The following is a 24,781-nucleotide window of genomic DNA, read 5'->3' as shown; positions in this document are numbered from 1 at the left end:
TTTTCGATGCAATCTCGCAGTACTGCACACAAAACGCATGTCCATTCACGCCGCACTCCACCACGTCACCCACTACAAATACGACCGCCTGGTGCAGTTGGGCCCGCAGGTCGTGCGCCTGCGGCCCGCGCCGCATTGCCGCAGCAACGTCATCTCGTATTCGCTGCAGGTCGAGCCGGCCGAGCACTTCGTCAACTGGATGCAGGACCCGTTCGCCAACTACCAGGCGCGGCTCGTGTTTCCCGAGAAGACGCGCGAGTTCAAGGTCACGGTCGACCTGGTCGTCGAGATGGCGGTCTACAACCCCTTCGACTTCTTCCTCGAGCCGCAGGCCGAGAACTTCCCGTTCAAGTACACCGCCTCGCAGGCCGAGGAACTCGCGCCCTACCTCGTCACCGAGGAACCCACGCCGCTTCTGCAGGCCTACCTCGACAAGATCGAGCGCAAGGAGCAGCGCACCATCGATTTTCTGGTTGGCCTCAACCAGCAGGTCCAGAAGGACGTCAACTACCTGATCCGCATGGAGCCCGGCGTGCAGACGCCGGAAGAAACGCTCGCCAGCGGCAGCGGCTCCTGCCGCGACTCGGGCTGGCTGCTGGTGCAGCTGCTGCGCCATTGCGGGCTGGCCGCGCGCTTCGTCTCGGGCTACCTGATCCAGCTCACGCCCGACGTCAAGGCGCTCGACGGCCCGAGCGGCACCACGGTCGACTTCACCGACCTGCACGCCTGGTGCGAGGTCTTCCTGCCCGGTGCGGGCTGGATCGGCCTTGACGCCACCTCGGGCCTTCTTGCCGGCGAAGGCCACATCCCGCTCGCCTGCACGCCCACGCCTTCGAGCGCCGCGCCCATCGAAGGCGCGGTGGACGAAGCCGAGGTCGACTTCGGCCATGAGATGAAGGTCACGCGCATCTACGAATCGCCGCGCGTGACCAAGCCCTACACCGAGGAGCAGTGGGCCGAGGTGCTCGCGCTCGGCGACGCGGTCGATGCGCGCCTGAAAGCCGGCGACGTGCGGCTCACGATGGGCGGCGAGCCCACCTACGTGGCCACCAGCGACCGCGACGCGCCCGAGTGGAACACCGATGCGCTCGGCCCCACCAAGCGCGGCTATGCCACCGAGCTCGTGCACAAGCTGCGCGCCGAGTACGGCCAGGGCGGCTTCCTGCACTTCGGCCAGGGCAAGTGGTACCCGGGCGAGCAATTGCCGCGCTGGGCGCTGTCGATCTTCTGGCGCGCCGACGGCCAGACGCTCTGGCACGACCCCGAACTCTTTGCCGACGAGCGCGTGCCCACGCACTACACGAGCGAGGACGCGCGCCGCTTCACCACCGTGCTGGCGCACAAGCTCGGCATCACCGAGCGCTACATCCAGCCCGGCTACGAAGACGTCTATTACTACCTCTGGCGCGAACGCCGGCTGCCGGTCAACGTCGATCCCTTCGAATCGAAGCTCGACGACGAACTCGAGCGCGTTCGCCTGCGCCGCGTGTTCACGCAGAAGCTCGACGCGGTCATCGGCTACATGCTGCCGCTCGAACCCGGCAACGCCAATGCCGACGCGCCGGCGCTCGAAGGCCCGGGCTGGAAGACCGGCCCCTGGTTCCTGCGCGACGACCGCCTCTACCTGATCCCGGGCGATTCGCCGATGGGCTACCGCCTGCCGCTCGATTCGCAGCCCTGGGCCAGCAAGGGCGACTACCCCTACCTCGTCGAGCGCGACCCGACCGCGCCGCGCGCCGCGCTGCCGAGCTCGGCCGACTACCGCGCGCGCTATGCCGTGCCGGCCGGCGGCGCAGCGGGTGCCGACCTGGGCGCGGTGCCCTATGCCTTCGGCGCGCCGCCGGTGGTGCCCGCGGCCCTGCGCATGCAGGCGCCGGGCGAGGTGGCTGCAGCAGGCACAGCGGCAAGCGGCGATGCCGCCGCAGCCGACGCAGCAGCCATCCGCTCCTCCGCCACGCCAGCCACGCGCCAGCCGGTGCGCGGCGAATCGGCCCATTGGGTCACGCGCACCGCGCTGTGCGTCGAAGTGCGCGACCCGCGCCGCGCCAACGGCCCGTCGGCCGAGAAAAAAGGCAGCGCCTCGGGCGTGCTCTACGTCTTCATGCCGCCGCTCGCGCGCCTGGAGGACTACCTCGACCTGGTCGCGGCCGTCGAAGCCACGGCGCAACAGCTCGGCATGCGCATCGTGATGGAAGGCTATCCGCCACCGCGCGATCCGCGCCTGAAGATGCTGGCCGTCACCCCCGACCCGGGCGTGATCGAAGTCAACATCCATCCGGCCCACAACTGGAAGGAACTGGTCGCCCACACCGAGTTCCTCTACAACGCCGCGTTCGAAACCCGCCTCTCGGCCGAGAAGTTCATGACCGACGGGCGCCACACCGGCACCGGCGGCGGCAACCACTTCGTGATGGGCGGCGCCACGCCGGCCGACAGCCCCTTCCTGCGCCGGCCCGAGCTGCTCGCGAGCCTGCTGCTCTACTGGCACAACCACCCTTCGCTGAGCTACCTGTTCTCGGGCATGTTCATCGGCCCGACCAGCCAGGCGCCGCGCGTGGACGAAGCGCGCAACGACCAGGTCTACGAGCTCGAGATCGCGCTGAAGGAAATCGCCAGGAACCGCGAGATCCACGGCCAGAACATGCCGGCCTGGCTGGTGGACCGGACGCTGCGCAACATCCTGATCGACGTGTCGGGCAACACGCACCGCAGCGAGTTCTGCATCGACAAGCTCTATTCGCCCGACTCGAGCACCGGCCGCCTCGGCCTGCTGGAGCTGCGCGCCTTCGAGATGCCGCCGCATGCGCGCATGAGCATTGCGCAGCAGCTGCTGATCCGCGCGCTGGTGGCGCGCTTCTGGGACGAACCGTACAAGGCGCCCGTCACCCGCTGGGGCACCGAACTGCACGACCGCTTCCTGCTGCCCACCTTCGTCAAGATGGATTTCGACGACGTGATCAGCGAGATGCGCCAAGCCGGCTTCGCCTTCGATGCCGACTGGTTCGCGCCGCACCTGGAGTTCCGCTTTCCGCTGGTGGGCCAGGTGCAGGCCATGGGCGTGGAGCTGTCGCTGCGCAATGCACTCGAGCCCTGGCACGTGATGGGCGAGGAAGGCTCGGCCGGCGGCACGGTGCGCTATGTCGATTCGTCGCTCGAGCGCATCGAGGTGCGCGTGACCGGCCTGAACGAAAGCCGCCACGTGATCACCGTCAACGGCAAGGTGCTGCCGCTGCAACCCACGGGCACCGTCGGCGAATTCGTGGCGGGCGTGCGCTACAAGGCCTGGAACCCGCCGTCGGCACTGCATCCGAGCATCGGCGCCCATGCGCCGCTGACCTTCGACATCGTCGACACCTGGATGAAGCGCTCGCTGGGCGGCTGCCAGTACTTCGTCGCCCACCCCGGCGGGCGCAACTACGACACCTTCCCGGTCAATGCCTACGAGGCGGAAAGCCGTCGCATGTCGCGCTTCACGCGCATGGGCCACACGCCGGGGCTGATGCGCACGCCGCCCGCAACCATCGAACTCGCGGGCAGCCGCGAATTCCCGTTCACGCTCGATCTGCGGCGCTGAGAGGGCCTCAAAAAAACCCGCAAGAGGACATCCAGCACATTGCCGCCATCCGGCCGGTGACGGCAATGTGACAATCCACCTCCTGTGGAACCTTTGAACGAATCCCTGTTCGACGCCCAGGCGCTGGAATTTCCAGCCGCCCTGGCGTCGGCGCTCGCGCCGGCCGCCCTGCCCGGCCACTTCGACGAACTGCGCGGCCAGGCCACGCCGGCGCGGCCGGTTGCGGGCACGGCGCCCATGGCTCCGTTGCCGCCCATGCTCTACGACGCTGCGGCGGAGCGGCCCGCGATGCCGCCGGACCTGCCCCCAGCCCAATCCCAGACGCAGACCCAGGTCCTCCAGCCCTCCTCCAACGACAACCCGCCCCTCACACCCGCCTGGAACGCCTTCTTCGAGCAGCTCGGCCCGGGCGGCTTCAGCGACCTGCCACGGCGCGCCGTCAGCCTCGAGCGGCAGATCCGGGACAACGGCGTCACCTACAACGTCTATGCCGACGCCGACGGGCCGCAGCGTCCCTGGTCGCTCGACCTGTTCCCGCTGATCGTCTCGCCCGAGAGCTGGAGCCAGATCGAGACCGGCGTGCTGCAGCGCGTGCGCGTGCTCGACCGTGTCATGGCCGACGTCTACGGCCCGCAGCAGCTGCTGGCCGAGGGCCTGCTGCCTGCGGCGCTGGTGCACGGCCACCCCGGCTACCTGCGCGCGCTGCACGGCGTGAAACCGCCGGGCGACACCTGGCTGCATATCGCGGCCTTCGACCTTGCGCGCGGGCCCGACGGCAACTGGTGGGTGGTGTCGCAGCGCACGCAGGCGCCCTCGGGGCTGGGCTACCTGCTGGAAAACCGGCTGGCCATCACGCGGCAGTTTCCGCAGGCCTTCGAGGCCCTGCAGGTGCAGCGCCTGGCCGCCACCTACAGCGCCATGATGGACGGGCTGCAGCGCATGTGCCCGGCCGGCGTGCCGCCGCACATCGCGCTGCTGACGCCCGGCCCCTACAACGAGACCTACTTCGAGCATGCGTACCTGGCGCGCTATCTCGGCCTGACGCTGGTCGAGGGCAGCGACCTCACGGTGCGCGACCAGCGGCTCTACCTCAAGACCCTGCAGGGGCTGCGGCCGGTGCACGGGCTCATCAAGCGGCTGGACGACCAGTTCCTCGACCCGCTCGAGCTGCGCCCCGATTCCACGCTGGGCGTGCCGGGGCTGCTGCAGGCGATTCGCGCCGGCAATGTGCTGGTGGCCAACATGCCGGGCTCGGCGTTCCTCGAATCGCCCGCGCTGCTGGGCTTCCTGCCCGGGCTCGCGCGCCGCCTCATCGGCGAAAAGCTCAAGCTGCCGGCGCTGCCGACCTGGTGGTGCGGCGAGCGTGCCGCGCTCGAGGCGGTGCTGCCGCAGCTTGGCGACTGCGCCATCAAGCCCACCTACCCTGGGTCCGACGGACAAACCAGCTTCGATGCGGTGCTCGGCAGCCAGCTGAGCCGGCGCCAGCTCGACGAATGGGCCGGCCGCATCGTGCGCGAGGGCGAGGCCCACACGGTCCAGAGCTACCTGCCGCTGTCGCAGATGCCCACCTGGGCCAACGACATGGGCCCCGGCCACATCGCGCCGCGCGCGGTGCTGCTGCGCGTCTTCGCGGTGAGCGACGGGCCGCAGTCCTGGCGCGTGCTGCCGGGCGGGCTGGCCCGGCTGGCGGGCCGCGATGCGCAGATCGCGTCCATGCAGCGCGGCGGCAGCAGCGCCGACGTGTGGGTGCAGACGCACGGCGAGGTCGACCGCACCACCCTGCTGCAGCCGCATGCCACCCCGGCCTCGCTCGCGCGGCACCGCGCGCCCGTGACCAGCCGCGCGGCCGAAAACATGTTCTGGCTCGGCCGCTACACCGAGCGCGCCGAGAACGCAGTGCGCCTCGCGCGCCTCACGCTCAACCTGCTGGGCAGCGAAGACCAGTCCTCGCGGCCGCTGCTCGACTGGCTGCACCGCATGGCGCTGCGCAATGCGCTGGTGCCGGCCGAAGTGCCGAGCGCGCCGCAGTCACGCCGCGTGTTCGAACGCGCGCTGATCGCCGAGCTCGGCGACGTGGAACGCGGCGGCAGCGTGGGCTTCAGCCTGCGCTGCATCCGGCAGGCGGCCGCCGCCGTGCGCGAACGGCTCTCGCAGGACACCTGGAACCAGATCGTGCGCGCCGAAGCCGACTTCCTGCGGCGCGCGGCCGAACAGGCTGGGGAAGGCAGCTTTGCCACCGGCGCTGCGCTGCGCGCGCTCGAATCCGCAAGCACCGCGCTCGCCGCCATGACCGGCGCGCAGACCGACCGCATGACGCGCGACGACGCCTGGCGCCTGCTGTCGATCGGCCGCCACATCGAGCGCCTGGGCTTTCTTTCGAGCGCGCTGGAGGCCGGCTTCGAGAACGGCGCCGTGCACGAGGTGAGCGGCTTCGAAGCCATGGTGGCGCTGTTCGACAGCACCATCACCTTCCACGCGCGCTACCAGCAGCGGCGCGACGTCGCCACGCTGGTCGACCTGCTGGTGCTCGATGCCGAGAACCCGCGCTCGCTGGCCTGGGTCACGCAAACGCTGCGCGGGCGCATAGCGCGCCTAGCCGGCAGCGCGCCCGGCAAGCTCACAGCGTTGTCGTACGAACTTTCCGATCCCGCCAGCTGGACGCTCGAGCATCTCTGCGCGGCCGGCGCCGAGGCCAGCTACCCGGCACTGGTCGAGCTGCTGGCCCATTGCGAGACCGCGGCCTACCATGTGTCCGACGCCATCGGCACGCGCTATTTCACGCTCACTTCCGAATCGCTGCGCTCGGTCGGCGCCTGAATATGCTCACCCCCAGTCTTCGCGCACTTCGTGTCGCTTCGCCAACCCCCTTCGAGGGGGCAACGCCAGCGGCCCGGCAAAGCCGGTTCCGCGGCGTTCCACGATGAATCCAGGGAGACCGACTTCGCCATGCTGCTCCACGTCACGCACGAAACCCGCTACGAGTATTCGCCCGCGGTCGAAACGGCACAGCACCTGGCCCACCTGAAGCCGCTGGCCACCGGTTCGCAGCGGCTCGTGAGCCACAGGCTCGCGATCGAGCCGCAACCCGCGCAGCGCAGCGAAGTGCCCGATGTCTACGGCAACACGCGCGCCTTCTTCGCGCTCGAGGCCACGCACGACAGCCTCGTCGTCACGGCCGAAAGCGTGGTCGAGACTTCAACGCCGCAGCTTGCGCCCGGCATTGCGCGCGAGCTGCCCTGGGAGGCCGTGCGCGAGCGCTTCCGCTACCGCAAGGACGCCACCTTCGACCCGGCCTCGGAGTTCGTGTTTCCGTCGCCCTACGTGCCGCGCCACGACGACTTCGCGGCCTATGCGCGCGCGAGCTTCGCGCCGGAGCGGCCGACCTTCGACGTGGCCATGGACCTCACCGAGCGCATGTACCGCGACTTCGCCTACGACGCCGACAGCACCGAGATCAACACGCCCGCCGTTGAAGCGCTCGCGCAGCGCAAGGGCGTGTGCCAGGACTTCGCCCACATCATGATCGCCTGCTTCCGCGCCATGGGCCTGCCGGCGCGCTACGTGAGCGGCTACCTGCTCACGCAGCCGCCGCCGGGCCAGCCGCGGCTGGTGGGCGCCGATGCCTCGCACGCCTGGGTGTCGGTCTACCTGCCGGGCGAAGGCGACGGCGACGGCCATGAAAGCGCCGGCGGCTGGGCCGACTTCGATCCCACCAACGGCCGCCAGCCCGGCGAGGACTACGTCGCACTCGCGATCGGGCGCGACTATTCCGACGTCTCGCCGATGCGCGGCGTGCTGCATGGCGGCGCGCGCCACACGCTCAAGGTGGGCGTGACGGTGCGGCCGATCGAAGAGCTGCGCGCGCAGGCCGCGCAGGCGGCGCAGTCACAATCACAGGTTCAACCGCAACCCCCTGACAAGGATCTTCAATGAGCGTTTACGACAAGCTTTCCAGCCTCGGCATCACCCTGCCCCCGGTCGCCGCCCCCGCCGCGGCCTACGTGCCCTTCGTGCGCACCGGCAACCTCGTTTTTCTCTCGGGCCACATCGCCAAGAAGGACGGCAAGGTCTGGGCCGGCCAGCTCGGCGCGGACATCGGCACCGAAGAAGGCAAGCAGGCCGCGCGCGCCATTGCCATCGACCTGCTCGGCACGCTGCATGCGGCCGTGGGCGACCTGAACAAGGTCACGCGCATCGTCAAGGTGATGAGCCTGGTCAACTCCGTGGGCACGTTCACCGAACAGCACCTGGTGACCAATGGCGCGAGCGAGTTCTTCGCCGAAGTGTTCGGCCCCGAGAAGGGCGCGCATGCGCGCAGCGCGTTCGGCGTGGCGCAAGTGCCGATGGGCGCCTGCGTGGAGATCGAGCTGATCGCCGAAGTCGCCTGAGCGGCCGGCGCCTACGCCGGCTGCGACGAGCCCCGCACCACCAGCTGCCCCGGCAGCAGCAGCTGGCGCGGCGCGGCGTCCAGTCCCTGCAGCCGCTCGATCAGGCAGGTGGCGGCCGTGCGGCCGATGGCGTCGGTGGGCTGGGCCACGGTGCTCAGGCCGGGGCCGATCAGCGAAGCCCATTCGGGATCGTCGAAGCCGACGAAGCCCAGGTCCTCCCCGAACCGCCAGCCCAGCCGCGCCATCGACTGCGCCACGCGCAGCGTGACCACCGCATTGCCCGCGACCACGGCCGCGCGGCGCCCCCGCCCGGCGCGCCGGCGCAGCGCGCGCAAGGCCTCGTCGAGCGCATCGCTGTCGCCCTCCACGCTTTCGAACACCTCGCCCGCCACGCGCGGCTCGTGCGCGGCCACGCAGGCACCGAAGGCGGCCGTGCGCTCGCGCCGCGAGCTCACGCCCTTCTGCGGCTCGGTCATGTAGAGCAGCTCGCGGTAGCCGCCCTCGACGAGGTGGCCGCAGGTGTCGCGCATGGCCGAGTGGTTGTCGAGCGAGACGAAGTCGGTGTGCATGCCGGTGTGGCGCCGGTCCACCAGCACCGCGGGCTTGCCGTGCAGCGTGACCGCATCGACCACGTTGCTGCCGCGCCCCAGCGTGTTGAGGATGAAGCCGTCGACCTGGTAGCCCGCGAGCGCATCGATGGCCTCGCGCTCGCGTTCGCTCTCGTTGCCCAGGTTGAACAGCATCACGAGGTAACCGGCGTCCTGGCAGGCCTTCTCGGCGCCGCGCAGCACCGCGACGGAATACGGGTTGGTGATGTCGGCCACGATCAGGCCGATGAGCCGCGAACGGCCATGGCTCAGGGCCTGCGCCATCGGGCTGGGGGTGTAGGCCAGCTTGGCGATGGCCGCCTCCACGCGCGCCGCGATATCGCGGCTCAGCAGCCGCTCGCGGTGGTTGAGAAAGCGCGAGACCGTGGCCTTGGAAACGCCCGCCGCCTCGGCGACGTCGGCGATGGTGGCGCGGCCGCTGGGGTTCATGGATTGGGGAGGGAGAAAATCCTCAAGGGACTCATGCGGCCGCCGTGTCGTACGGCGCCGTCGGTTTCTCGCCCGCCAGCACCTGCAGCAGGTTGGTCGTCGCGAGTTCCGCCATGGCGTGCCGTGTTTCGTGCGTGGCCGAACCGATGTGCGGCAGCGGCGTCACGCGGGGATGCGTGCGCAAGGGCGAATCGGCGGGCAGCGGCTCCTTCGCGAACACGTCGAGGCCGGCCGCGCGCAGCGTGCCGTGGTCCAGCGCGTGCAGCAGCGCTTCTTCATTCACGGTGGCGCCGCGGCCGCCGTTGATGAAGGCCGCGCCGGGCTTCATGCGCGCGAAGAAGGCGGCGTCGATCATGCCACGCGTGGCGTCGGTCAGCGGCAGCATCGCCAGCACGATGTCCGAACGCGCGAGCAACTCGTCGAGCGGCGTGTGCGTGGCACGGCCCTGCAGCTCGGGCGCCTGCTTGGCCAGATCGACCGGGCGGCGCGCGTGGTAGAGCACCGGCATGCCGAAGCCCAGCGCGGCGCGCCGTGCCACGGCTTGGCCGATGCGGCCGAAGCCGAGGATGCCGAGCGTCTTGCCATGCACGTCGGTGCCGAAGAGTTCTTCGCCGATGTTCTTCGTCCAGCGGCCTTCGCGCACGAGGTTCGAGAGCTCGACCACGCGGCGCTGCGTGGCCATGAGAATCGCGAACACCGTGTCGGCCACGGTCTCGGTCAGCACGTCGGGCGTGTGGCACAGCACGATGCCGCGCTTGTGCAGTTCCACGAGCGGATAGTTGTCGACGCCGACCGACACGCTCGAAATCACCTCGAGCTGCGGCGCCGCGTCGAGCAGCGCCGCATCGACCGTGTGACTCGCACCGATCAGGCCGTTCGTGGTGGCGAGCGCGGCGGCAAAGGCCTCAGGCTCCTTGCGCGGATCGGCCACGGTCACGTGGTGGGCGGCCTGCAGGCGCGCGAGCTGGTCTTCGGGCAATGGCCGGAAGACCAGCACGTTCTTTCTTGTCGTCATGGTCAGAGTCCCGCTTCTTCGAGTTGCGCGCGCGTCGGCAAGCCTTCGGTGTCGCCCAGCACCTGCACCGCGCGCGCGCCGATCCAGGCGCCGCGGCGCACGGCCTCGGGCACGCTCCTGCCTTCGAGCAATGCGCTCACCACGCCGGCCGCAAAGCCGTCGCCCGCGCCCACGGTGTCGATCACTTCCTTCACCGGGAAGCCGTCGACATGCCCGGTGCCGGCCACGTCGCTGTCGTAGTAGGCGCCTGCGGCGCCGAGCTTGACGACCACGAGCTTCGCGCCGCGGTCGCGGTAGAACCTCGCCACGTCTTCGGGCTTGTCATGGCCGGTCAGCAGCAGGCCTTCCTCAATGCCCGGCAGCACCCAGTCGGCGCGCGAGGCCAGTTCGTTGATCCAGTGGCGCATCGTCTCGGTCGACGGCCACAGCGTAGGCCGCAGGTTGGTGTCGAACGAGATCGTGCGGCCGGCCGCGCGCATCACCTCCATGGACTTGAGCGCAGCCTGCAGGCTGGTGTCGGAGATGGCCGCGAACACGCCCGTGGCATGCAGGTGGCGCGCCGAGCGCAGCCAGGCTTCGTCGATATCGGCCGGACCCATCTGGCTCGCGGCCGAGCCCTTGCGGTGGTATTCGACCGGCGGATCGCTGCCGTCGGTGACGCGGCCCTTGAACTGGAAGCCGGTGCGCTGCGCCGGATCGCAGATGACGTGCGAGCAGTCGATGCCCTCGCCCTTCATCGCCGCGATCAGGTAGCGCCCCATCGAGTCGGTGCCCAGGCGGCTGGCCCAGCCCACTTTGAGCCCCAGGCGCGAAAGCCCGATGGCCACGTTGGTCTCGGCGCCGGCCGTGCGCTTGTGGAACGCCTGCGCGTCCTCCAGCGGACCGGGCCGGTCGGCCACGAGCAGTAGCATGGCTTCGCCGAACAGGGCGACGTCGAAAGCAGTGGGTTCTGTCATGTGTTTCTCCCTAGGCCCGCGCGGCGCGGATGAAGTCGACCTGCGCGCGCACGACGGCCGGCAGGTCGTCTCCCGCCAGAGGATATTCGATGGCGTGCGGCACGTCGGCCGGCAGCGCACGCAGCACCGCGCGCCACGGCGCGGCCGAGTCGGCCAGCGGCACCGCCACCCATTTGTGCGGCAGCCGCTGCACGCCCTTGCAATGCACGTAGCGCACGCGGCGGCCCAGCGCCTGTGCGGCCTGCAGCGGACACTCGCCGAGCCAGTGCCAGTTGCCCATGTCGAAGGTCATGCCCAGTTCGACACCGGCGCGGTCTGCCGCATCGAAGAAGGCCTGCAGCGCGGGCAGCGTGCCGGCGCGCACGGTCTGGTCGTTTTCGATCAGCAGTTCGACGCGGGTTTCGGCAAGCTGCACCTTCAGGCCCCAGAGCGAGCCATGCGAAGACGCGCGAAAGTCGCCGATCGACATCTTGAGCCGCCGGGCACCCAGCCGGGTTGCGGCGGCAATGCCGCGTGCCAGCGCTGCGCTGTCGAGCCAGCCGCCTTCGGCCCAGAGCCCCTCGGGGCTCGAATACACCGAGGCCAGGCCCGCCAGCAAAGGCAGCTCCGCCTCGGCGTTGCGCAGCATCTCTCCGCGCACCTCGACCGAATCGGCGCCGGCCTCCAGCGCCATCTGCGCGCACCAGAGCTGGCCATGCCGCCCCACCTCGGCCGCACCGAAGGACGACAGAGAAACCAATACCTGAAGGGTCATCAGTGCGCCTGGTGCGAGCTCAGGATCTGGCCGAGGAACTGGCGCGTGCGCTCGTCCTTCGGGTGGCCGAAGAACTCCTGCGGCGGCGCCTGCTCGACGATCCTACCGTCGGCCATGAAGATCACCCGGTCGGCCACGCTGCGGGCAAAGCCCATCTCGTGCGTCACGCACAGCATGGTCATGCCGTCTTCGGCCAGGCCGATCATGGTGTCGAGCACTTCCTTGACCATCTCGGGATCGAGCGCCGAGGTGGGCTCGTCGAACAGCATGATCTTGGGCGACATGCACAGCGCGCGCGCAATCGCCACGCGCTGCTGCTGTCCGCCCGAGAGCTGGCTCGGGTACTTGTTCGCCTGCTCGGGAATGCGCACGCGCGTGAGGTATTTCATGGCCACTTCTTCGGCCTGCGCCTTGGTCATGCCGCGCGAACGCATCGGCGCGAGCGTGCAGTTCTCCAGGATGGTGAGGTGCGGGAACAGGTTGAACTGCTGGAACACCATGCCCACTTCGGCACGCACCGCGTCGACGTTCTTGCCACCGGCCGTGAGGTCGATGCCGTCGACCACGATGCGGCCCTTCTGCACCGTTTCGAGCCGGTTGATGCAGCGGATGAGCGTGGACTTGCCCGAGCCCGAAGGCCCGCAGATCACGATGCGCTCGCCCTGGCGCACCGACAGGTCGATGCCGGTCAACACCTGGAATTCACCGTACCACTTGTTGACCGCTTCCATGCGGATGATCGATTCCGTCGTCATGCCAGGATTCCTTCTTCTTCAGCCTCGGCGGCTCACTGCATCTTGGGCAGGTCGGCCTGCAGCCACTTCTGGTAGAGCTTGTTGAGCTCGCCGTTGGCGGTGTTCTTCGCGACGAATTCGTTCACGGCCTTGGTCAGCTCTTCCTGGCCCGGGCGCATCGCGATGCCCATTGACTGCTGCACCAGCGTGAACTTGTTTTCGTAGGTGCCGGCCGGCACGCGCTTGGCGATCTGCGCCGCCACGGTGACCGAGCAGCCGATCGCGTCGACCTGGCCCGAGATCAGCGCCTGCATGGCCGAGGCGTCGTCGTCGAAGCGGCGGATCTCGGTGCCTTCGGGCGCGGCCTTGGTCACGGCCACGTCCTGCGTGGAAGCACGGGCCACGCCCACGCGCAGGCCCTTCAGGTCGCCGGCCGCCTTGATGGGCGTCTTGGTGGCGCCATACAGCACGATGGTCGCGGCCGCGTAGGGCTGCGAGAACTGCACCTGCTTGGCGCGCTCGGGCGTGATGGCCAGCGAGGCGACCAGCACGTCGACCTTGTTGGTCAGCAGGAAGGGAATGCGGTTCGGGCCGGTCACCGGCACGATGTTGGCCTTGACGCCCCAGTCCTTGGCCAGAAGCCTGGCCACGTCGGCGTCGTAGCCGTCGGGCTGGTTCTGCGCATTGGTGGTGCCGTAGGGCGGAAAGTCGACCAGCATGCCGATGGTGATCTCGCCCTTCTTCTTGATGTCCGCCACGGTCTGTGCCGAGGCGAAGGGTGCGAACACGGTGAGCGCGGCGCCCAGTCCCAGGGATGCGAGGGCTGCCAGCGCTGCGCGGCGGGTGGTGATACGGGTCATGGAAAGTGTCTCCTGGATAAAGAAGGAAGCAATGAGAAAGGGAAAGGAATCAGCGGGCCAACGCACGGGCACGCTTGCGCTCCATGCGCGCAGCAAGCAGCGACAGCGGCCAGCAGATCGCAAAGTAGATGGCAGCCACCACCGAGAACACAACCAGCGGCTGGAAGGTGGCGTTGTTGACGATCTGCCCGGCGCGCGTGACCTCGACGAAGCCGATGATTGCGGCAAGCGACGTGCCCTTGATGATCTGCACCACGTAGCCCACCGTGGGCGCGAGCGCGATCTTCAGCGCCTGCGGCAGCACCACGTCGCGCATGCGGGCGCTGTACTTGAGGCTCAACGCCTCGGCGGCTTCCCATTGGCCGCGCGGAATGGCCTCGATGCAGCCGCGCCAGATCTCGCCGAGGAAGGCGGCGCTGTTCAGGATGAGCGCGACGCCGGCCGCCACCCAGGGGTTGATGTCCAGCCCCAGCACCGGCGCGCCGAAGAACACCAGGAACAGCTGCAGCAGCAGCGGCGTGCCCTGGAAGATCTGGATGAAGGTGGTCGACACGCCGCGCGCCCACGCCGACTCCGACGTGCGCATGAGCGCGATGATCAACCCCAGGATGGCGCCGCCCACGAAGGCGATGGCCGACAGCGCAAGCGTCCACTTGGCCGCTTCGAGGATGAAAAGGAATTCGGGAAAGCCGAAGGTACGCATGTTTTTTTCCTGCTCCGCTCTGGGGCCTGCTACCGGCGGTCCGGGTAGTTGAGCGTGCGCTTGTAGATCAGCTTGAACATCGCCGAGAAGGCCAGCGCCAGCGCCAGGTAGATGGCGGCCACCACGATGTAGATCTCGAAGCTGCGGAAGGTCTGCGACTGCAGGTTGGCGGCCACCGAGGTCAGGTCGTCGGCCGAGATGACCGACACCACGGCCGAGCTCAGCATCAGCAAAATGAACTGGCTCGTGAGCGCCGGGTAGATGGCTTTGAGCGCGGGCTTGATGATCACGAAGCGGAAGATCTCCCAGGGCTTGAGGTTGAGCGCCCTGCCCGCCTCGATCTGCCCCTTGGGAATCGACTCGATGCCCGCGCGGATGATTTCCGTGGCGTAGGCGCCAAGGTTCACCACCATGGCCACCAGCGCCGCCGTCTGCGGCGACCAGCGCAGCCCGATGGCCGGCAGCGCGAAGAAAAAGAAGAACAGCTGCACGAGGAACGGCGTGTTGCGGATCACCTCGATGTAGGCGTTGACGATGAAGCGCAGCCAGCCCGGCCCCGAGGTCTTGCCCCAGGCGCAAAAAATCGCGACCACGAGGCCCAGCAGCGTGGCCACGAGCGAGAGCTGGATCGTGATCCAGGTGCCCTTGAGCAGCAGCGGCCAGGCAGCGAAGACGGCGTCGAATTGAAACTGGTAGTTCATGGGTGGGGCGAGCACGGCATGGCCGCGCGCATGCCTCGAAAGCAATGCTTGCAGCTTATATGAAACCGGTTTCAGGCCAAGCCAGGGATTTCCCTAGGTCAGTGTTTCGACAGCCCTTCTGCCTACACTCGCGCGATGCTGAATACATCCGAGGCCATCGCGTCCGCAGGGACAGTTGCACCCCCTGCCGTGCAGCATTTCCGGCAGGCCCTGCTCTGGCCCTTGCGGCTGGTGCCGGCGCCTGACGCCAAGCCCACGCACCACGGCCCCTGGCACCTGCTGCGCGAGATGGGCGAAGCCTCGCCCTGGCGCGAGGAGATCGACGAATACACCGGCGACAGCAGCCGCTTCCACGAGCGGCACTACAACGAGTTCGTGAGCTTCCTGCCCTACGTGCAGCGCTTTCTCTACGGCGAGGGCCGCTCGAAGAACAAGGACGGCGCGGACACCGGCAGCGACGGCGATTCGCCGATGCGCATCTTCCGCCGCCACGACATCGCGGCCGTGCGCGTGGTGGCACAGCAGGGCGACGCGCCGATCACGCTCGACGTGGTGCATTGCGACCTGTATTTCTTCTTCGACATCGACGTGGTGCTGCTGAACCTGGAGGTCGGCGCCAACCACCTGAGCCTTGCACAGGCGCAGGACCTGCTCTACCGCTTCGGCCGCGCCTACCCCGCGGGCTGGAACGCCGAGGGCGGCGCGCTGCATTGCATGGCCAGCGTCGAATGGCTGGCCGCCGACGGCCGTGTGCTCGCGCGCTCGGATGCGCAGCAGCGCGAAGCCTTTCTCTCGCACGTGGCCCAGCACCGCGCACCGCGCATCTCGGCCCACTGGGCCTACCTGATGCAGCCGCTCGTGAGCGACCATTCCGACGAGCCCGGCGCGCTGCGCTACCGGCAGATCGAGTACTACCGCATGCCGCTGATGGCCTACCTTTCGCTCGACGATCCCAAGCGCCTCTCGCGCAACGACTTCATCCGGCTCGGGCTCGTCACCGGCGCCGCCGAGGCCGATGCAGCGCAACGCGCCCACCTGCCCTACGCGGAGCAGCATCTGGAGGACTTCGAACGCCGCTACTGCTACGACCGCTTCTGGGTCGATGCGGGCGCCGCGCCGAACACGCGCTACCTGTGCAACGGCCATGCGCTGATCGTGGTGGGCGATGCCCGCTCGGAGTTCTTCTGCTGCCGCGACCGCGGCGTGCTCGCGCAGTTCCGCCACCAGCACTTCCTGCTGTTCCTGATTGCGCATTTCCAGAAGGCGGCGCTCTTGATGTTCTCGGACCAGCTGGTCGAGGCGCTCAAGCGGCTCGACATCCACAGCACGCCGAGCGTGAAGCAGTTCAAGCGCGCGATCCGTTCGAGCTTCGAGCGCTTCCTGCGCTTCACGCACCGCTACTGGTTCCACGAGATCTCGGAGCAGGCGCAGGTGCGCGCGCTCTCCCACATGTGCACCGCGCACCTCGGGCTCGACCCACTCTACGACGAGGTCAAGGCGCGCATCGCCGACATGAACACCTACCTGGACGCCGACAGCCTGCGCCGGCAGGCCAGTACCGTGGTGCGGCTCACGGTGGTCACGCTGTTCGGCCTGATCGGCACGGTGACGACGGGCTTCCTCGGCATGAACCTGCTGGCCGAGGCCGATGCGCCGCTGTGGCGCAAGGCGCTCTGGTTCGGCGTGGTGTTCGTCTTCACGACCTGGCTCACGATCTACACCATGGTGAAGTCGCAGCGGCTGTCGGACTTCATCGACGCGCTGTCGAACGACCGGCTGAGCTTCAGGGGCAAGCTGGCCGCGCTCGCGCGCGTGTGGCGGCGCGGCGCGGATTGAACGGTCAGAACACGATCTTCGCGCTGGGCACCGCGCGGATCGGCACGCCGAAGCTCGTGATGTCCGACAGCGTGGCGTTGTGGTGGGCGCGGATGAAGTCGCCGGTGGCGTGCGGCTTGTCGTGCGAGGTGTGCGCGTCGGCCGCGAGCACGACCTCGTAGCCCAGCGCAGCGGCACGCCGCGCGGTGGTGTCCACGCAGAACTCCGACGAGTAGCCGCAGAGCACCACGCACTGCACCCCATGCCCCGCGAGCCATGCCTGCAGCGGCGTGCGCAGGAACGAATCGGCCGTGGCCTTGCGGATCTTGGTGTCGCCTGGATCGACCTCCAGCGCGCCGGAAAGCTGCCAGCGCTCGGAATCGAATTCGAGGTCGACGGCGTTCTCGTGCTGGATGAAAGCCACCGGCACGCCCGCGGCACGGGCACGCGCGGTGAGGCCATTGATCCGCTGCGCAACCTCGGCGGCCTCGTGGGGACGCGGCAGGTCGTCATAGAGGCCACGCTGCATGTCGATGACGAGAACGGCAGTTTTCATGGGGGAGGAGAAGGCAGGACCCTGGACCGCCCCGAGTATGACGCCGGTGCCCGCCGGAGGGCGCTTTCTTCAACTCCAGGCGCTCACCTCCAGCCGCACCTTGCCGCTGATGCCGGGCGCCGCCGGTGCCGCGCCCAGGCTCGACAGCGGCACGATGAACTGCAGCTTGCCGTCGGCCAGCTGCTTCGGGCTGATCGGCAGCGACGCCTGCCCCGCGGTGTCTGTCTGCCAGCCGTACTTCACGTTCCAGTTCTGCGCCGGGTCGTCGGCCCGGGGCGGCGCGATCTCGATCACCAGCGTGTCGCGGAACAGCGAGCTGCCTTCGTAATGGCCGTCGAGCCAGAACTTCTTGTTCACCTGGTAGTCGGGCACGCGCACGCCGAGCGTCATGGCATAGGCCAGCGTCGGCCGGTCCTGCTTCACGCGCGCCTTGTTGGCGAGGAACACGGTCGAGAGATAGATCGAGCGGCGCTCGGGCTTCTCGGGGTCGGTCAGCTCCTTGTGCGTGCGGCAGGCGGGCGAATCCTCTTCGGCCACGCGCCGGCTCAGGTACCAGCGCTTGCCGCGCGGCGCGGCCAAAAGCTCGACCTGGTAGAGCGCGTCGATATCGGCGTCCTTGGGCAGGTCCGGCGGCAGGGTCACGCCCTCGACCTCGAACCAGAGATCGACGCGCACGTCGCCGAAGAGAAAACGCACCAGGTTCTGGTAGGCCTCCTCGGAATTGACGATGCCGAAGTAGCCCGAGTGCGAACGAAAGGCGTAGGCGGTGGCCACCGGCTTGCTGCGCTTCGCATCGTCGATGGACCAGAGCGAGGCGTTCTCGATGCGCACCAGTCCGTCGCTGCCGTGGCCCGCGAACATGCGCGAGAGGCCCTTGGCGGCCTCGTAATCGCCGCGGTTGGAGCCCACCATGCAGAAGAAGCGCTCGGCCGGAAATGCGGCCGCCGGCAGGTAGTCCATGCGGCCGTCGACCGGCGCCGTGGCCAGGAACTCCGACATCCGCTCGCGGTTGAAGGTGTTCATCTCGTTGGCCGTGAGCCAGGCCGGCACGTTGATGCCGCCCATGTCGATGCCGTTGTGCGGCGTGGCGTAGGTGAACACCTTGTCGACGCAGGCGCGCGCCGCCGCATCGCCGAGCGCCGGGTTCTGCAGGAAGGCACGCACCACCAGCCCGCCCATCGAATGCGCCACCAGGTAGCAGCGGAAATCGGCCGCTGCAAAAGCGGGCCCCTCGCGCAGCGCCACCAGGTCACGCACGCGAAGGATCAGCTTGCTCAGACCCTGCGCATACACCTTCACGTCGCGCGACTTGCCGTCGCCGAGCAATTCGGATCCGCTGTCGTAGTAGCGGTAGATGACGATCGAGGCGGCCGGAATGCCGTCCACGTCCTTGCCGGTTTCGTCGGGCGAAGGCTTCCAGTCGTTGTCGAGAATGTCCAGGCCGTTCTGGTAGACGCTCTGGTACTGGAAGTCGGCCAGGAGGCGCACCACCGGCGATTCGAAGACGAACTTCTGCGCCGGCGCATCCTTCTTCACTGTGGCGCGGTAGACCGTGGAGCCCACGTTGAATCCGCAGAACGGATCGGCGGCGGTGTCGTCGCGCTCGGCCTCTGTCATGGCATAGCCGCGCACGTAGATGATGGGATAGCGGTTGCTGCTCATGGTGTGATCGCCTCCTTGAAGCCCGCGGAACGTGGCGCGCTTCAGTGTGCCGCGCGATCCCGCAGGCAGCCATAGAACGCATGGCCTACGACAAGCGGCACGGGAATGCCCCTGTGCGCCGAATGTTTCTGCCGTTGAAACCATTGGCCGCCACGCGGCGGCTAAGCTCGCGCCGCAAAAACCCGACAACACCTCGCCATGATCTCCTTTCTGAAGCACCGTCTTCGCAGTTATGGCACCTCGCTCTTTGCGGCCGGCTGCGCACTGGTCGCGGGCTGTTCCAGCAACAGCGGATGCGAGGCGCGCTACGACGCATCGCCGCAGTTCAAGGGCTGCAGCTTCCAGAACCTGCCGAATCCGGACGTGCTGCCTTCGGCCAGCGGCTGGCGGATCTGGTCACGCTTCATCGTCGGCGACAAGGTGGGCACCGTGCCGGTCGATCCGATTCCGGTGCGCATGCTGGCCACCGCCGACCTGGAAGCGCTCGACCCCAAGGCCAACCACGTGGTGCGGCTCGGCCATTCGTCGCACCTGCTCAAGCTGCAGGGCAAGTACTGGCTGATCGACCCGGTGTTCAGCGAGCGCGCATCGCCGTTCACCTTTGTGGGCCCCAAGCGCTTCCACAAGCCGCCGCTCACGCTCGAGCAGTTGCCGCCGATCGAAGGCCTGATCCTCTCGCACGACCACTACGACCACCTCGACGTGGCCACCATCGAGTACCTCGCGCAGCGCGTGCAGCGCTACTTCGTGCCGCTGGGCGTGCGCGCGCGGCTGGTGGCGATGGGCGTGCCCGCGGAGCGGGTGACGGAGCTCGACTGGTGGCAAGGCGGCGAACACGACGGCGTGAAGCTCACCGCCACGCCGGCGCAGCACTTCTCGGGCCGAACGCTGACCGACCGCGACCGCACACTGTGGGCCTCATGGGTGGTGCAAAGCGGCGGCCAGCGCATCTTCTACAGCGGCGACTCGGGCTACTTTGCGGGCTTCAAGCAGATCGGCGAACGCTTCGGCGGCTTCGACCTGGCGCTGATGGAAAACGGCGCCTATGACGCCTACTGGCCCGCCGTCCACATGACGCCCGAGCAGAGCGTGCAGGCCTTCGAGGACCTGCGCGGCAAGGTGCTCTATTCGGTGCACAACAGCACCTTCGACCTCGCCTTCCACACCTGGCACGATCCGCTGGACCGTATTGCCGATCTTTCGCAGGCAAAGAAGATCGAGCTGGCCACGCCGGTGATCGGCGAGGTGCTGACGGTGGGCAAGGCGCGCACCAACGAGCGCTGGTGGCAGGGCCTGCGCTAGGAAAACAGGCGCTAGCCGCGTTCCTTGCGCTCGCGCGCCCGGCGCTGCTGCCGGGTCTCGCTGGCCTGCGCCGCGATGCGGTCCTTCTCGCGCTTCCTGGCCCCGCGCTTCAGGCGCATGCGGCGGCCGAACCAGAAGCTGGCAAGGCCCGTGACCAGTGCAACGACGAGGCCGATGACGCTGATGTCGATGCCGCCCATCACAGCACCCGCACGATGCCCGTCGGCTTGAAGCCGAGGTCGGCCGCCTTGCCCTTGCGCGCGCGGCTGCCGCGCGCATTGTTGAGCGTGCGGATTTCCAGGGTTTCATCGCGCTCCTTGCCGCCGCGGCCGATGCCTTCGATCTTCACGCTGCGCGTGTAGGCCGCGGCACCCGCCAGCGTGTCCTTGGCGTCGAGGTCGATCAGCGTGAGCCCGCGGCCACCCTTGGGCAGGCTCTTGAGCTCGGCAATGTCGAAGGTCAGGATGCGGCCGCCGGTCGAGGCGCAGGCCACGTGCGTGGCGGCCGGCATCGGCTCCGCGCCGCTCGCGCCGCCCACCAGCGAGGGGCGGCAGAGCTGCTCGCCCTCGCCCACGTCGATGAAGGCCTTGCCGCCGCGCTGGCGCGACATCATGTTCTCGACGGTGGCGATGAAGCCGTAGCCGCCGGTGTTGGCCAGCAGCAGGCTGGCGCCTACCGGGCCCGCGAAGAAATGCGTGACGTGCGTGCCGGCATCGAGCTCGATCAGCGTGGTCACGGGCTGGCCGTCGCCGCGCGCGCCGGGCAGCGAAGCCACGGGCACGGTGTAGACGCGCACGCTCTTGTCCTTGGCCGAGCCGAACACCAGCAGCGTGTCGACGCTGCGGCATTCGAAGGCGCCGTAGAGCGCGTCGCCGGACTTGAAGCTGTATTCGGGCGCCGCAGTGCCGTTGGCACCGTTCTTCTCGCTGGCCCAGCCCTTCTGCGCACGCACCCAGCCCTTCTGCGAGACGATCACGGTCACCGGCTCGTCGACCACCTTCAGTTCGGCCACGGCGCGCTTCTCGGCCTGGATCAGCGTGCGGCGCGGGTCCTCGAAGGTCTTGGCATCGGCCTCGATTTCCTTCACCAGCAGGCGGCGCAGCGCCGCCGGGCTGCCGAGGATGTCTTCGAGCTTCTTCTGCTCGTCGCGCAAGCCCTTGAGCTCCTGTTCGATCTTGATGGCTTCGAGCCGCGCGAGCTGGCGCAGCCGGATTTCGAGGATGTCCTCGGCCTGGCGTTCGCTGAGGTTGAAGCGCGCGATGAGCGCGGCCTTCGGGTCTTCCGCCGCGCGGATGATCGCGATCACCTCGTCGATGTTCAGCAGCACCAGCTGCCGGCCCTCGAGGATGTGGATGCGGTCCTGCACCTTGCCCAGCCGGTGCCGCGAGCGCTTCTCGACCGTGACCTCGCGGAACGCGATCCACTCGTTGAGCATCTGGCGCAGCGACTTCTGCGTGGGCTTGCCGTCGATGCCCACCATCGTGAGATTGATCGGCGACGAGGTCTCGAGCGAGGTCTGCGCGAGCAGCGTGGTAATGAACTCTTCCTGGCTGATGCGCGAGGTCTTGGGCTCGAACACCAGGCGCACCGCGGCGTCCTTGCTGGATTCGTCGCGCACCACGTCGAGCACCGAGAGCATCGCGGCCTTGAGCTGGGTCTGGTCGGCGGAGAGCGCCTTCTTGCCGGCCTTGACCTTCGGGTTGGTGATTTCCTCGATTTCCTCGAGCACCTTCTGCGTGCTCACGCCCGGCGGCAGCTCGTTGACCACGAGCTGCCACTGGCCGCGCGCGAGGTCCTCGATCTTCCAGCGCGCGCGCACCTTGAGCGAGCCGCGGCCGGTGCGGTAGGCGTCGGCGATGTCGGCCGGCCCGCTGATGATCTGCGCACCGCCCGGGTAGTCGGGGCCGGGCACGATCTGCAGCAGTTCCTCGTCGCTGAGCTTGCCGTTCGACTTGATCAGCGCCACGCAGGCATCGGCGATCTCGCGCAGGTTGTGGCTCGGGATCTCGGTGGCCAGGCCGACCGCGATGCCGCTCGCGCCATTGAGCAGCGTGAAAGGCAGCCGCGCGGGCAACAGGCGCGGCTCCTCGGTGCTGCCGTCGTAGTTGGGAATGAAGTCGACCGTGCCTTCGTCGATCTCGTCGAGCAGCAGGCTGGTGATGCGGGCCAGGCGCGCTTCGGTGTAGCGCATGGCCGCGGCGCCGTCGCCGTCGCGGCTGCCGAAGTTGCCCTGGCCGTCGACCAGCGGATAGCGCTGCGAAAAGTCTTGCGCCATGCGCACCAGCGCGTCGTAGGCGGCTTGGTCGCTGTGCGGGTGGAAGCGGCCGAGCACGTCGCCGACCACGCGCGCGCTCTTGACCGGCTTGGCGCCCACGGTGCCGTTGGCGCCGCCGAAGCCCAGGCCCATGCGCGACATCGAATACAGGATGCGCCGCTGCACGGGCTTCTGCCCGTCGGACACGTCGGGCAGCGCGCGGCCCTTGACCACGCTGAGCGCGTATTCGAGGTAGGCGGTCTGCGCGTAGTCGGCCAGCGTGAGGGTGGTGTCGCCGTCGGTGGGACCCTGGAGATCGAGCGGAGGTTGGGAGTCGTCCATGGAGAAGAGAGAAAGAGAAACGGTTGCGGGCCGTGCGCTTGCGCGCTCAGCCCAGTGTGAAAGCCTCGTGTACGGCGGACTGCACGGCGCCGCCGAGCACCGCGCCGCCGCCGGCCACGTAGATCCAGTCGCCGATCACCGCGGCGCCCACCGCATGGCGCGGCGTGGGCATCGGCGCATGGCGCTGCCAGCTGTCGGCCACGGGATCGTAGCTTTCCATCTGGCCGAACACCTTGGCCTGCCGCGGCACGCCGCCCACCAGAAAGCCGCCCTCCCCGCCCATCGCGAAGAAGCGGCCGCGGTACACCACGAGGCCATGGCCCGAGCGCGCCGTGGGCAGCGGCGCACGCAGCTCCCAGGTGTCGCGCGCGGACAGGTAGACGTGGTGCAGGTCGGTGTTGTATTCGAAGGTGTTGAAGCGCCCGCCGATCACGTGGATCTGGCCGCCGTGCGCCACGCAGCCCACGTGATCGCGCGCGCCGGGCAGCGGCTTGGCAGAGGACCAGCGATCGGTCTTGGGGTCGTAGACCTCGTGCCAGCCGACGCTCGCGCGTTCGGCGGCAGGCTCGGAGGCGCCGCCGATCAGGTGCAGCACGCCGCCCTGCATCACCGCGGCCGCGGCACCGCGCGGGCGTGGCAGCGGTGCGATGGCACTCCAGCGGTTGGCTGCGATCTCGTAGACGTAGGCGTGGGTGTCGGAGCGGCGGTTCTGCTCGACGAAGCCGCCCAGGGCGTAGACCCGGTCGCCATCGGCCGCCACCGCCACGTGGTTGGCGCCGCGCGGCAGCGGTGCGCCGTCGAGCCAGCGGTCGGCCTTGGGATCGTAGATGTGGTGGTAGTCGCGGTTGACCGCGCCCTCGCCATAGCCGCCGACCACGTGCATGCGCCCTTGCGCCGCGGTGGCCCAGGCCATCTCGCTGCGCGGAATGGGCAGCGCCGCGCGCGGCTCCCAGCGCCCCGCCGGGCCGGCCGGTGCGGGGCTGTCCGTGACGCGCTGGGCTTCCTGCTCGGGCGTCATGTGGTGCGGAACGCCACCCTGCAGCCGCGCGTAGGGCTCCTTCGACGAAGACGCCGGCGGCAGCGTGTCATGCGTGGCCGCGTGCTGCGCGCGCGCGGCACCGGCCACCGCGCAGGCGGCAGTCGCAAGAACGAAGCTTCGGCGGTGCACGAAAAAGGGCTCCTTCATCGGCGAGCAAAGGCGGGGCGGGCCATCAGGACACCGGCGTGTCCGAACCGCCGTCCGGCACCGTCGATGACTCGGGCGCATCGGGCATGGCCGGCATGGCGCCCGGCGAATCGGGCGGCATGTTGCCACGGCCCAGGGCGCCGCCCTTGGGCACCGTGAGCTCCATGCGGATGCGCCCCGGCGTCTTGCCGCCGCGCCCGCTGCCGCCTGCCACGGCCGACGATCCCGCCGCCGACGGCTTCAGGTAGGCATAGAGCTGCAGCACCGTCTGCACGTAGTTCTGCGTTTCCTTGTAGTTGGGAATCTTGTTGCCCGCGCGCTGTACCGCGCCTTCGCCTGCGTTGTAGGCGGCCAGCGCCAGTTCGATCTGGCCCGGGAACATCGCGATCAGGTCGCGCAGGTAGCGCGAGCCCGCGGCAATGTTGACGCGCGGATCGAACAGCTTTTTCTCGATGGTGCTGCGCTTGTCGGCCGCGACGCCATAACGCTGCGCGGTGGCCGGCATGAGCTGCATGAGACCCATCGCGCCCTTGGGCGAAACGGCCTGGGCATCGAAGCCCGATTCGGTGGCGATCAGCGCCTGCAGCAATTCGTAGTCGATCGAATGCTTGTTGGCCGCATCGCGCAGCGCGGCCTTGGCGGTCTTGTAGCTTGGCGAGGCTTCGAACAGCGCCAGCAGGGTCTGCGAGGCCTGCGGCACCTTTCCGTCGAGCTTGCGCCCTCCGCGCGCGAACGGCGCCAGGCCCTGCGCGGTATCGAAGCTCTGGCCGCGGCGAAAGAAGACCTGGTAGCGCTCGTCGATCTTTTCCGACGCGAAGTGCGCCACGCCCTTGCTGTCGATGTAGCCGTAGACGTCAGCGGCGTGCGCGAGCCCCTGCTGCGCACACAGCAGCAGGGCCAGGAGCAACGGACGCATGAGGTCTGGAATTTTCACGAGGGTGG

At 68.7% G+C, this 24,781-nt stretch carries 20 protein-coding genes; 6 read left to right on the top strand and 14 right to left on the bottom strand.

Annotated elements, in window-relative coordinates:
* Positions 1-37 precede the first annotated feature (37 nt).
* From FB547_RS30080 to FB547_RS30060, 4 genes are all read left to right on the top strand, one after another.
* Positions 38-3,574, top strand: a complete 3,537-nt coding sequence (locus FB547_RS30080) for a DUF2126 domain-containing protein (protein WP_145747286.1) — start codon at positions 38-40, stop codon at positions 3,572-3,574.
* An 84-nt stretch (positions 3,575-3,658) separates the two neighbouring features.
* Positions 3,659-6,391, top strand: a complete 2,733-nt coding sequence (locus FB547_RS30075) for a circularly permuted type 2 ATP-grasp protein (protein ID WP_145747285.1) — start codon at positions 3,659-3,661, stop codon at positions 6,389-6,391.
* Positions 6,392-6,520: 129 nt separating this feature from the next.
* Positions 6,521-7,507 (top strand): transglutaminase N-terminal domain-containing protein, encoded by a 987-nt coding sequence (locus tag FB547_RS30065; protein WP_145747283.1) that lies wholly within the window; start codon positions 6,521-6,523, stop codon positions 7,505-7,507.
* On the top strand, positions 7,504-7,962 hold the full coding sequence (locus FB547_RS30060; protein WP_145747282.1) for a RidA family protein: 459 nt from the start codon (positions 7,504-7,506) through the stop codon (positions 7,960-7,962). The genes FB547_RS30065 and FB547_RS30060 overlap by 4 nt, the downstream gene beginning before the upstream one ends.
* Positions 7,963-7,973: 11 nt before the next feature.
* On the opposite strand, the gene FB547_RS30055 is transcribed toward FB547_RS30060, so the two are convergent.
* Genes FB547_RS30055 through FB547_RS30020 form a run of 8 tightly spaced genes read right to left on the bottom strand, consistent with a single transcriptional unit; the run spans position 7,974 to position 14,722 of the window.
* Positions 7,974-8,999, bottom strand: a complete 1,026-nt coding sequence (locus FB547_RS30055) for a LacI family DNA-binding transcriptional regulator (RefSeq protein ID WP_145747281.1) — start codon at positions 8,997-8,999, stop codon at positions 7,974-7,976.
* 31 nt (positions 9,000-9,030) lie between these two features.
* Positions 9,031-10,014 carry a 2-hydroxyacid dehydrogenase gene (locus FB547_RS30050; RefSeq protein WP_145747280.1) on the bottom strand — a complete coding sequence of 328 codons (984 nt, stop codon included), beginning with the start codon at positions 10,012-10,014 and terminating at the stop codon, positions 9,031-9,033.
* Positions 10,015-10,016: 2 nt separating this feature from the next.
* On the bottom strand, positions 10,017-10,970 hold the full coding sequence (locus tag FB547_RS30045) for a sugar kinase (RefSeq protein ID WP_145747279.1): 954 nt from the start codon (positions 10,968-10,970) through the stop codon (positions 10,017-10,019).
* 10 nt (positions 10,971-10,980) lie between these two features.
* Positions 10,981-11,724 carry a sugar phosphate isomerase/epimerase family protein gene (locus FB547_RS30040; RefSeq protein ID WP_145747278.1) on the bottom strand — a complete coding sequence of 248 codons (744 nt, stop codon included), beginning with the start codon at positions 11,722-11,724 and terminating at the stop codon, positions 10,981-10,983.
* Complete coding sequence (locus tag FB547_RS30035) at positions 11,724-12,479, bottom strand: amino acid ABC transporter ATP-binding protein (RefSeq protein ID WP_145747277.1); 756 nt, start codon at positions 12,477-12,479, stop codon at positions 11,724-11,726. Before FB547_RS30035 ends, FB547_RS30040 begins: the two co-directional genes overlap by 1 nt.
* 32 nt (positions 12,480-12,511) lie before the next feature.
* Positions 12,512-13,318, bottom strand: a complete 807-nt coding sequence (locus tag FB547_RS30030; RefSeq protein WP_145747276.1) for a transporter substrate-binding domain-containing protein — start codon at positions 13,316-13,318, stop codon at positions 12,512-12,514.
* 49 nt (positions 13,319-13,367) lie between these two features.
* Positions 13,368-14,021, bottom strand: a complete 654-nt coding sequence (locus tag FB547_RS30025; RefSeq protein ID WP_021008076.1) for an amino acid ABC transporter permease — start codon at positions 14,019-14,021, stop codon at positions 13,368-13,370.
* A 29-nt stretch (positions 14,022-14,050) separates the two neighbouring features.
* Positions 14,051-14,722 (bottom strand): amino acid ABC transporter permease, encoded by a 672-nt coding sequence (locus FB547_RS30020; RefSeq protein WP_145747275.1) that lies wholly within the window; start codon positions 14,720-14,722, stop codon positions 14,051-14,053.
* 135 nt (positions 14,723-14,857) lie between these two features.
* On the opposite strand from FB547_RS30020, the gene FB547_RS30015 reads away from it, so the two are divergent.
* Complete coding sequence (locus FB547_RS30015; RefSeq protein WP_145747274.1) at positions 14,858-16,558, top strand: hypothetical protein; 1,701 nt, start codon at positions 14,858-14,860, stop codon at positions 16,556-16,558.
* A 4-nt stretch (positions 16,559-16,562) separates the two neighbouring features.
* On the opposite strand, the gene FB547_RS30010 is transcribed toward FB547_RS30015, so the two are convergent.
* Both FB547_RS30010 and FB547_RS30005 read right to left on the bottom strand, forming a co-directional pair.
* Positions 16,563-17,093: a cysteine hydrolase family protein gene (locus FB547_RS30010; protein WP_145747273.1), complete on the bottom strand. Its 531-nt coding sequence runs from the start codon at positions 17,091-17,093 to the stop codon at positions 16,563-16,565.
* A 69-nt stretch (positions 17,094-17,162) separates the two neighbouring features.
* Positions 17,163-18,755 (bottom strand): esterase/lipase family protein, encoded by a 1,593-nt coding sequence (locus FB547_RS30005; RefSeq protein WP_145747272.1) that lies wholly within the window; start codon positions 18,753-18,755, stop codon positions 17,163-17,165.
* A gap of 198 nt (positions 18,756-18,953) precedes the next feature.
* On the opposite strand from FB547_RS30005, the gene FB547_RS30000 reads away from it, so the two are divergent.
* On the top strand, positions 18,954-20,057 hold the full coding sequence (locus FB547_RS30000) for an MBL fold metallo-hydrolase (protein WP_145747271.1): 1,104 nt from the start codon (positions 18,954-18,956) through the stop codon (positions 20,055-20,057).
* An 11-nt stretch (positions 20,058-20,068) separates the two neighbouring features.
* Here the strand turns inward: FB547_RS30000 and FB547_RS29995 are convergent, their stop codons facing one another.
* From FB547_RS29995 to FB547_RS29980, 4 genes are read right to left on the bottom strand one after another with little or no spacing between them, the layout of a single operon-like run.
* The gene (locus FB547_RS29995) at positions 20,069-20,257 is read right to left on the bottom strand and encodes a hypothetical protein (protein WP_145747270.1); all 189 of its coding nucleotides are present in this window, start codon (positions 20,255-20,257) and stop codon (positions 20,069-20,071) included.
* Positions 20,257-22,653, bottom strand: coding sequence for a DNA topoisomerase IV subunit A (gene parC, locus FB547_RS29990; RefSeq protein WP_145747269.1), 2,397 nt, complete (start codon positions 22,651-22,653; stop codon positions 20,257-20,259). Before parC ends, FB547_RS29995 begins: the two co-directional genes overlap by 1 nt.
* A gap of 46 nt (positions 22,654-22,699) precedes the next feature.
* A complete protein-coding gene (locus tag FB547_RS29985; protein ID WP_145747268.1) occupies positions 22,700-23,821 on the bottom strand; it encodes a Kelch repeat-containing protein in 1,122 nt (373 codons plus the stop codon).
* A 43-nt stretch (positions 23,822-23,864) separates the two neighbouring features.
* Complete coding sequence (locus FB547_RS29980) at positions 23,865-24,755, bottom strand: lytic transglycosylase domain-containing protein (protein ID WP_145747267.1); 891 nt, start codon at positions 24,753-24,755, stop codon at positions 23,865-23,867.
* Positions 24,756-24,781 lie beyond the last annotated feature (26 nt).

Origin of the sequence: Variovorax beijingensis (genome assembly GCF_007828835.1) — a bacterium.
Classification (GTDB): Bacteria; Pseudomonadota; Gammaproteobacteria; order Burkholderiales; family Burkholderiaceae_C; genus Variovorax; species Variovorax beijingensis_A.
Note: the sequence above shows the minus strand (reverse complement) of the source record. Positions and strands in the feature narration are given on the sequence as shown.

Bases quoted from the DNA above. Each gene is read 5' to 3' on its own strand.
- FB547_RS30080 (WP_145747286.1), top strand. From the start codon at position 38: ATGTCCATTCACGCCGCACTCCACCACGTCACCCACTACAAATACGAC.
- FB547_RS30065 (WP_145747283.1), top strand. From the start codon at position 6,521: ATGCTGCTCCACGTCACGCACGAAACCCGCTACGAGTATTCGCCCGCG.
- FB547_RS30060 (WP_145747282.1), top strand. From the start codon at position 7,504: ATGAGCGTTTACGACAAGCTTTCCAGCCTCGGCATCACCCTGCCCCCG.
- FB547_RS30055 (WP_145747281.1), bottom strand. From the start codon at position 8,999: ATGAACCCCAGCGGCCGCGCCACCATCGCCGACGTCGCCGAGGCGGCG.
- FB547_RS30050 (WP_145747280.1), bottom strand. From the start codon at position 10,014: ATGACGACAAGAAAGAACGTGCTGGTCTTCCGGCCATTGCCCGAAGAC.
- FB547_RS30045 (WP_145747279.1), bottom strand. From the start codon at position 10,970: ATGACAGAACCCACTGCTTTCGACGTCGCCCTGTTCGGCGAAGCCATG.
- FB547_RS30040 (WP_145747278.1), bottom strand. From the start codon at position 11,724: ATGACCCTTCAGGTATTGGTTTCTCTGTCGTCCTTCGGTGCGGCCGAG.
- FB547_RS30035 (WP_145747277.1), bottom strand. From the start codon at position 12,479: ATGACGACGGAATCGATCATCCGCATGGAAGCGGTCAACAAGTGGTAC.
- FB547_RS30030 (WP_145747276.1), bottom strand. From the start codon at position 13,318: ATGACCCGTATCACCACCCGCCGCGCAGCGCTGGCAGCCCTCGCATCC.
- FB547_RS30025 (WP_021008076.1), bottom strand. From the start codon at position 14,021: ATGCGTACCTTCGGCTTTCCCGAATTCCTTTTCATCCTCGAAGCGGCC.
- FB547_RS30020 (WP_145747275.1), bottom strand. From the start codon at position 14,722: ATGAACTACCAGTTTCAATTCGACGCCGTCTTCGCTGCCTGGCCGCTG.
- FB547_RS30015 (WP_145747274.1), top strand. From the start codon at position 14,858: ATGCTGAATACATCCGAGGCCATCGCGTCCGCAGGGACAGTTGCACCC.
- FB547_RS30010 (WP_145747273.1), bottom strand. From the start codon at position 17,093: ATGAAAACTGCCGTTCTCGTCATCGACATGCAGCGTGGCCTCTATGAC.
- FB547_RS30005 (WP_145747272.1), bottom strand. From the start codon at position 18,755: ATGAGCAGCAACCGCTATCCCATCATCTACGTGCGCGGCTATGCCATG.
- FB547_RS30000 (WP_145747271.1), top strand. From the start codon at position 18,954: ATGATCTCCTTTCTGAAGCACCGTCTTCGCAGTTATGGCACCTCGCTC.
- FB547_RS29995 (WP_145747270.1), bottom strand. From the start codon at position 20,257: ATGGGCGGCATCGACATCAGCGTCATCGGCCTCGTCGTTGCACTGGTC.
- parC (WP_145747269.1), bottom strand. From the start codon at position 22,653: ATGGACGACTCCCAACCTCCGCTCGATCTCCAGGGTCCCACCGACGGC.
- FB547_RS29980 (WP_145747267.1), bottom strand. From the start codon at position 24,755: ATGCGTCCGTTGCTCCTGGCCCTGCTGCTGTGTGCGCAGCAGGGGCTC.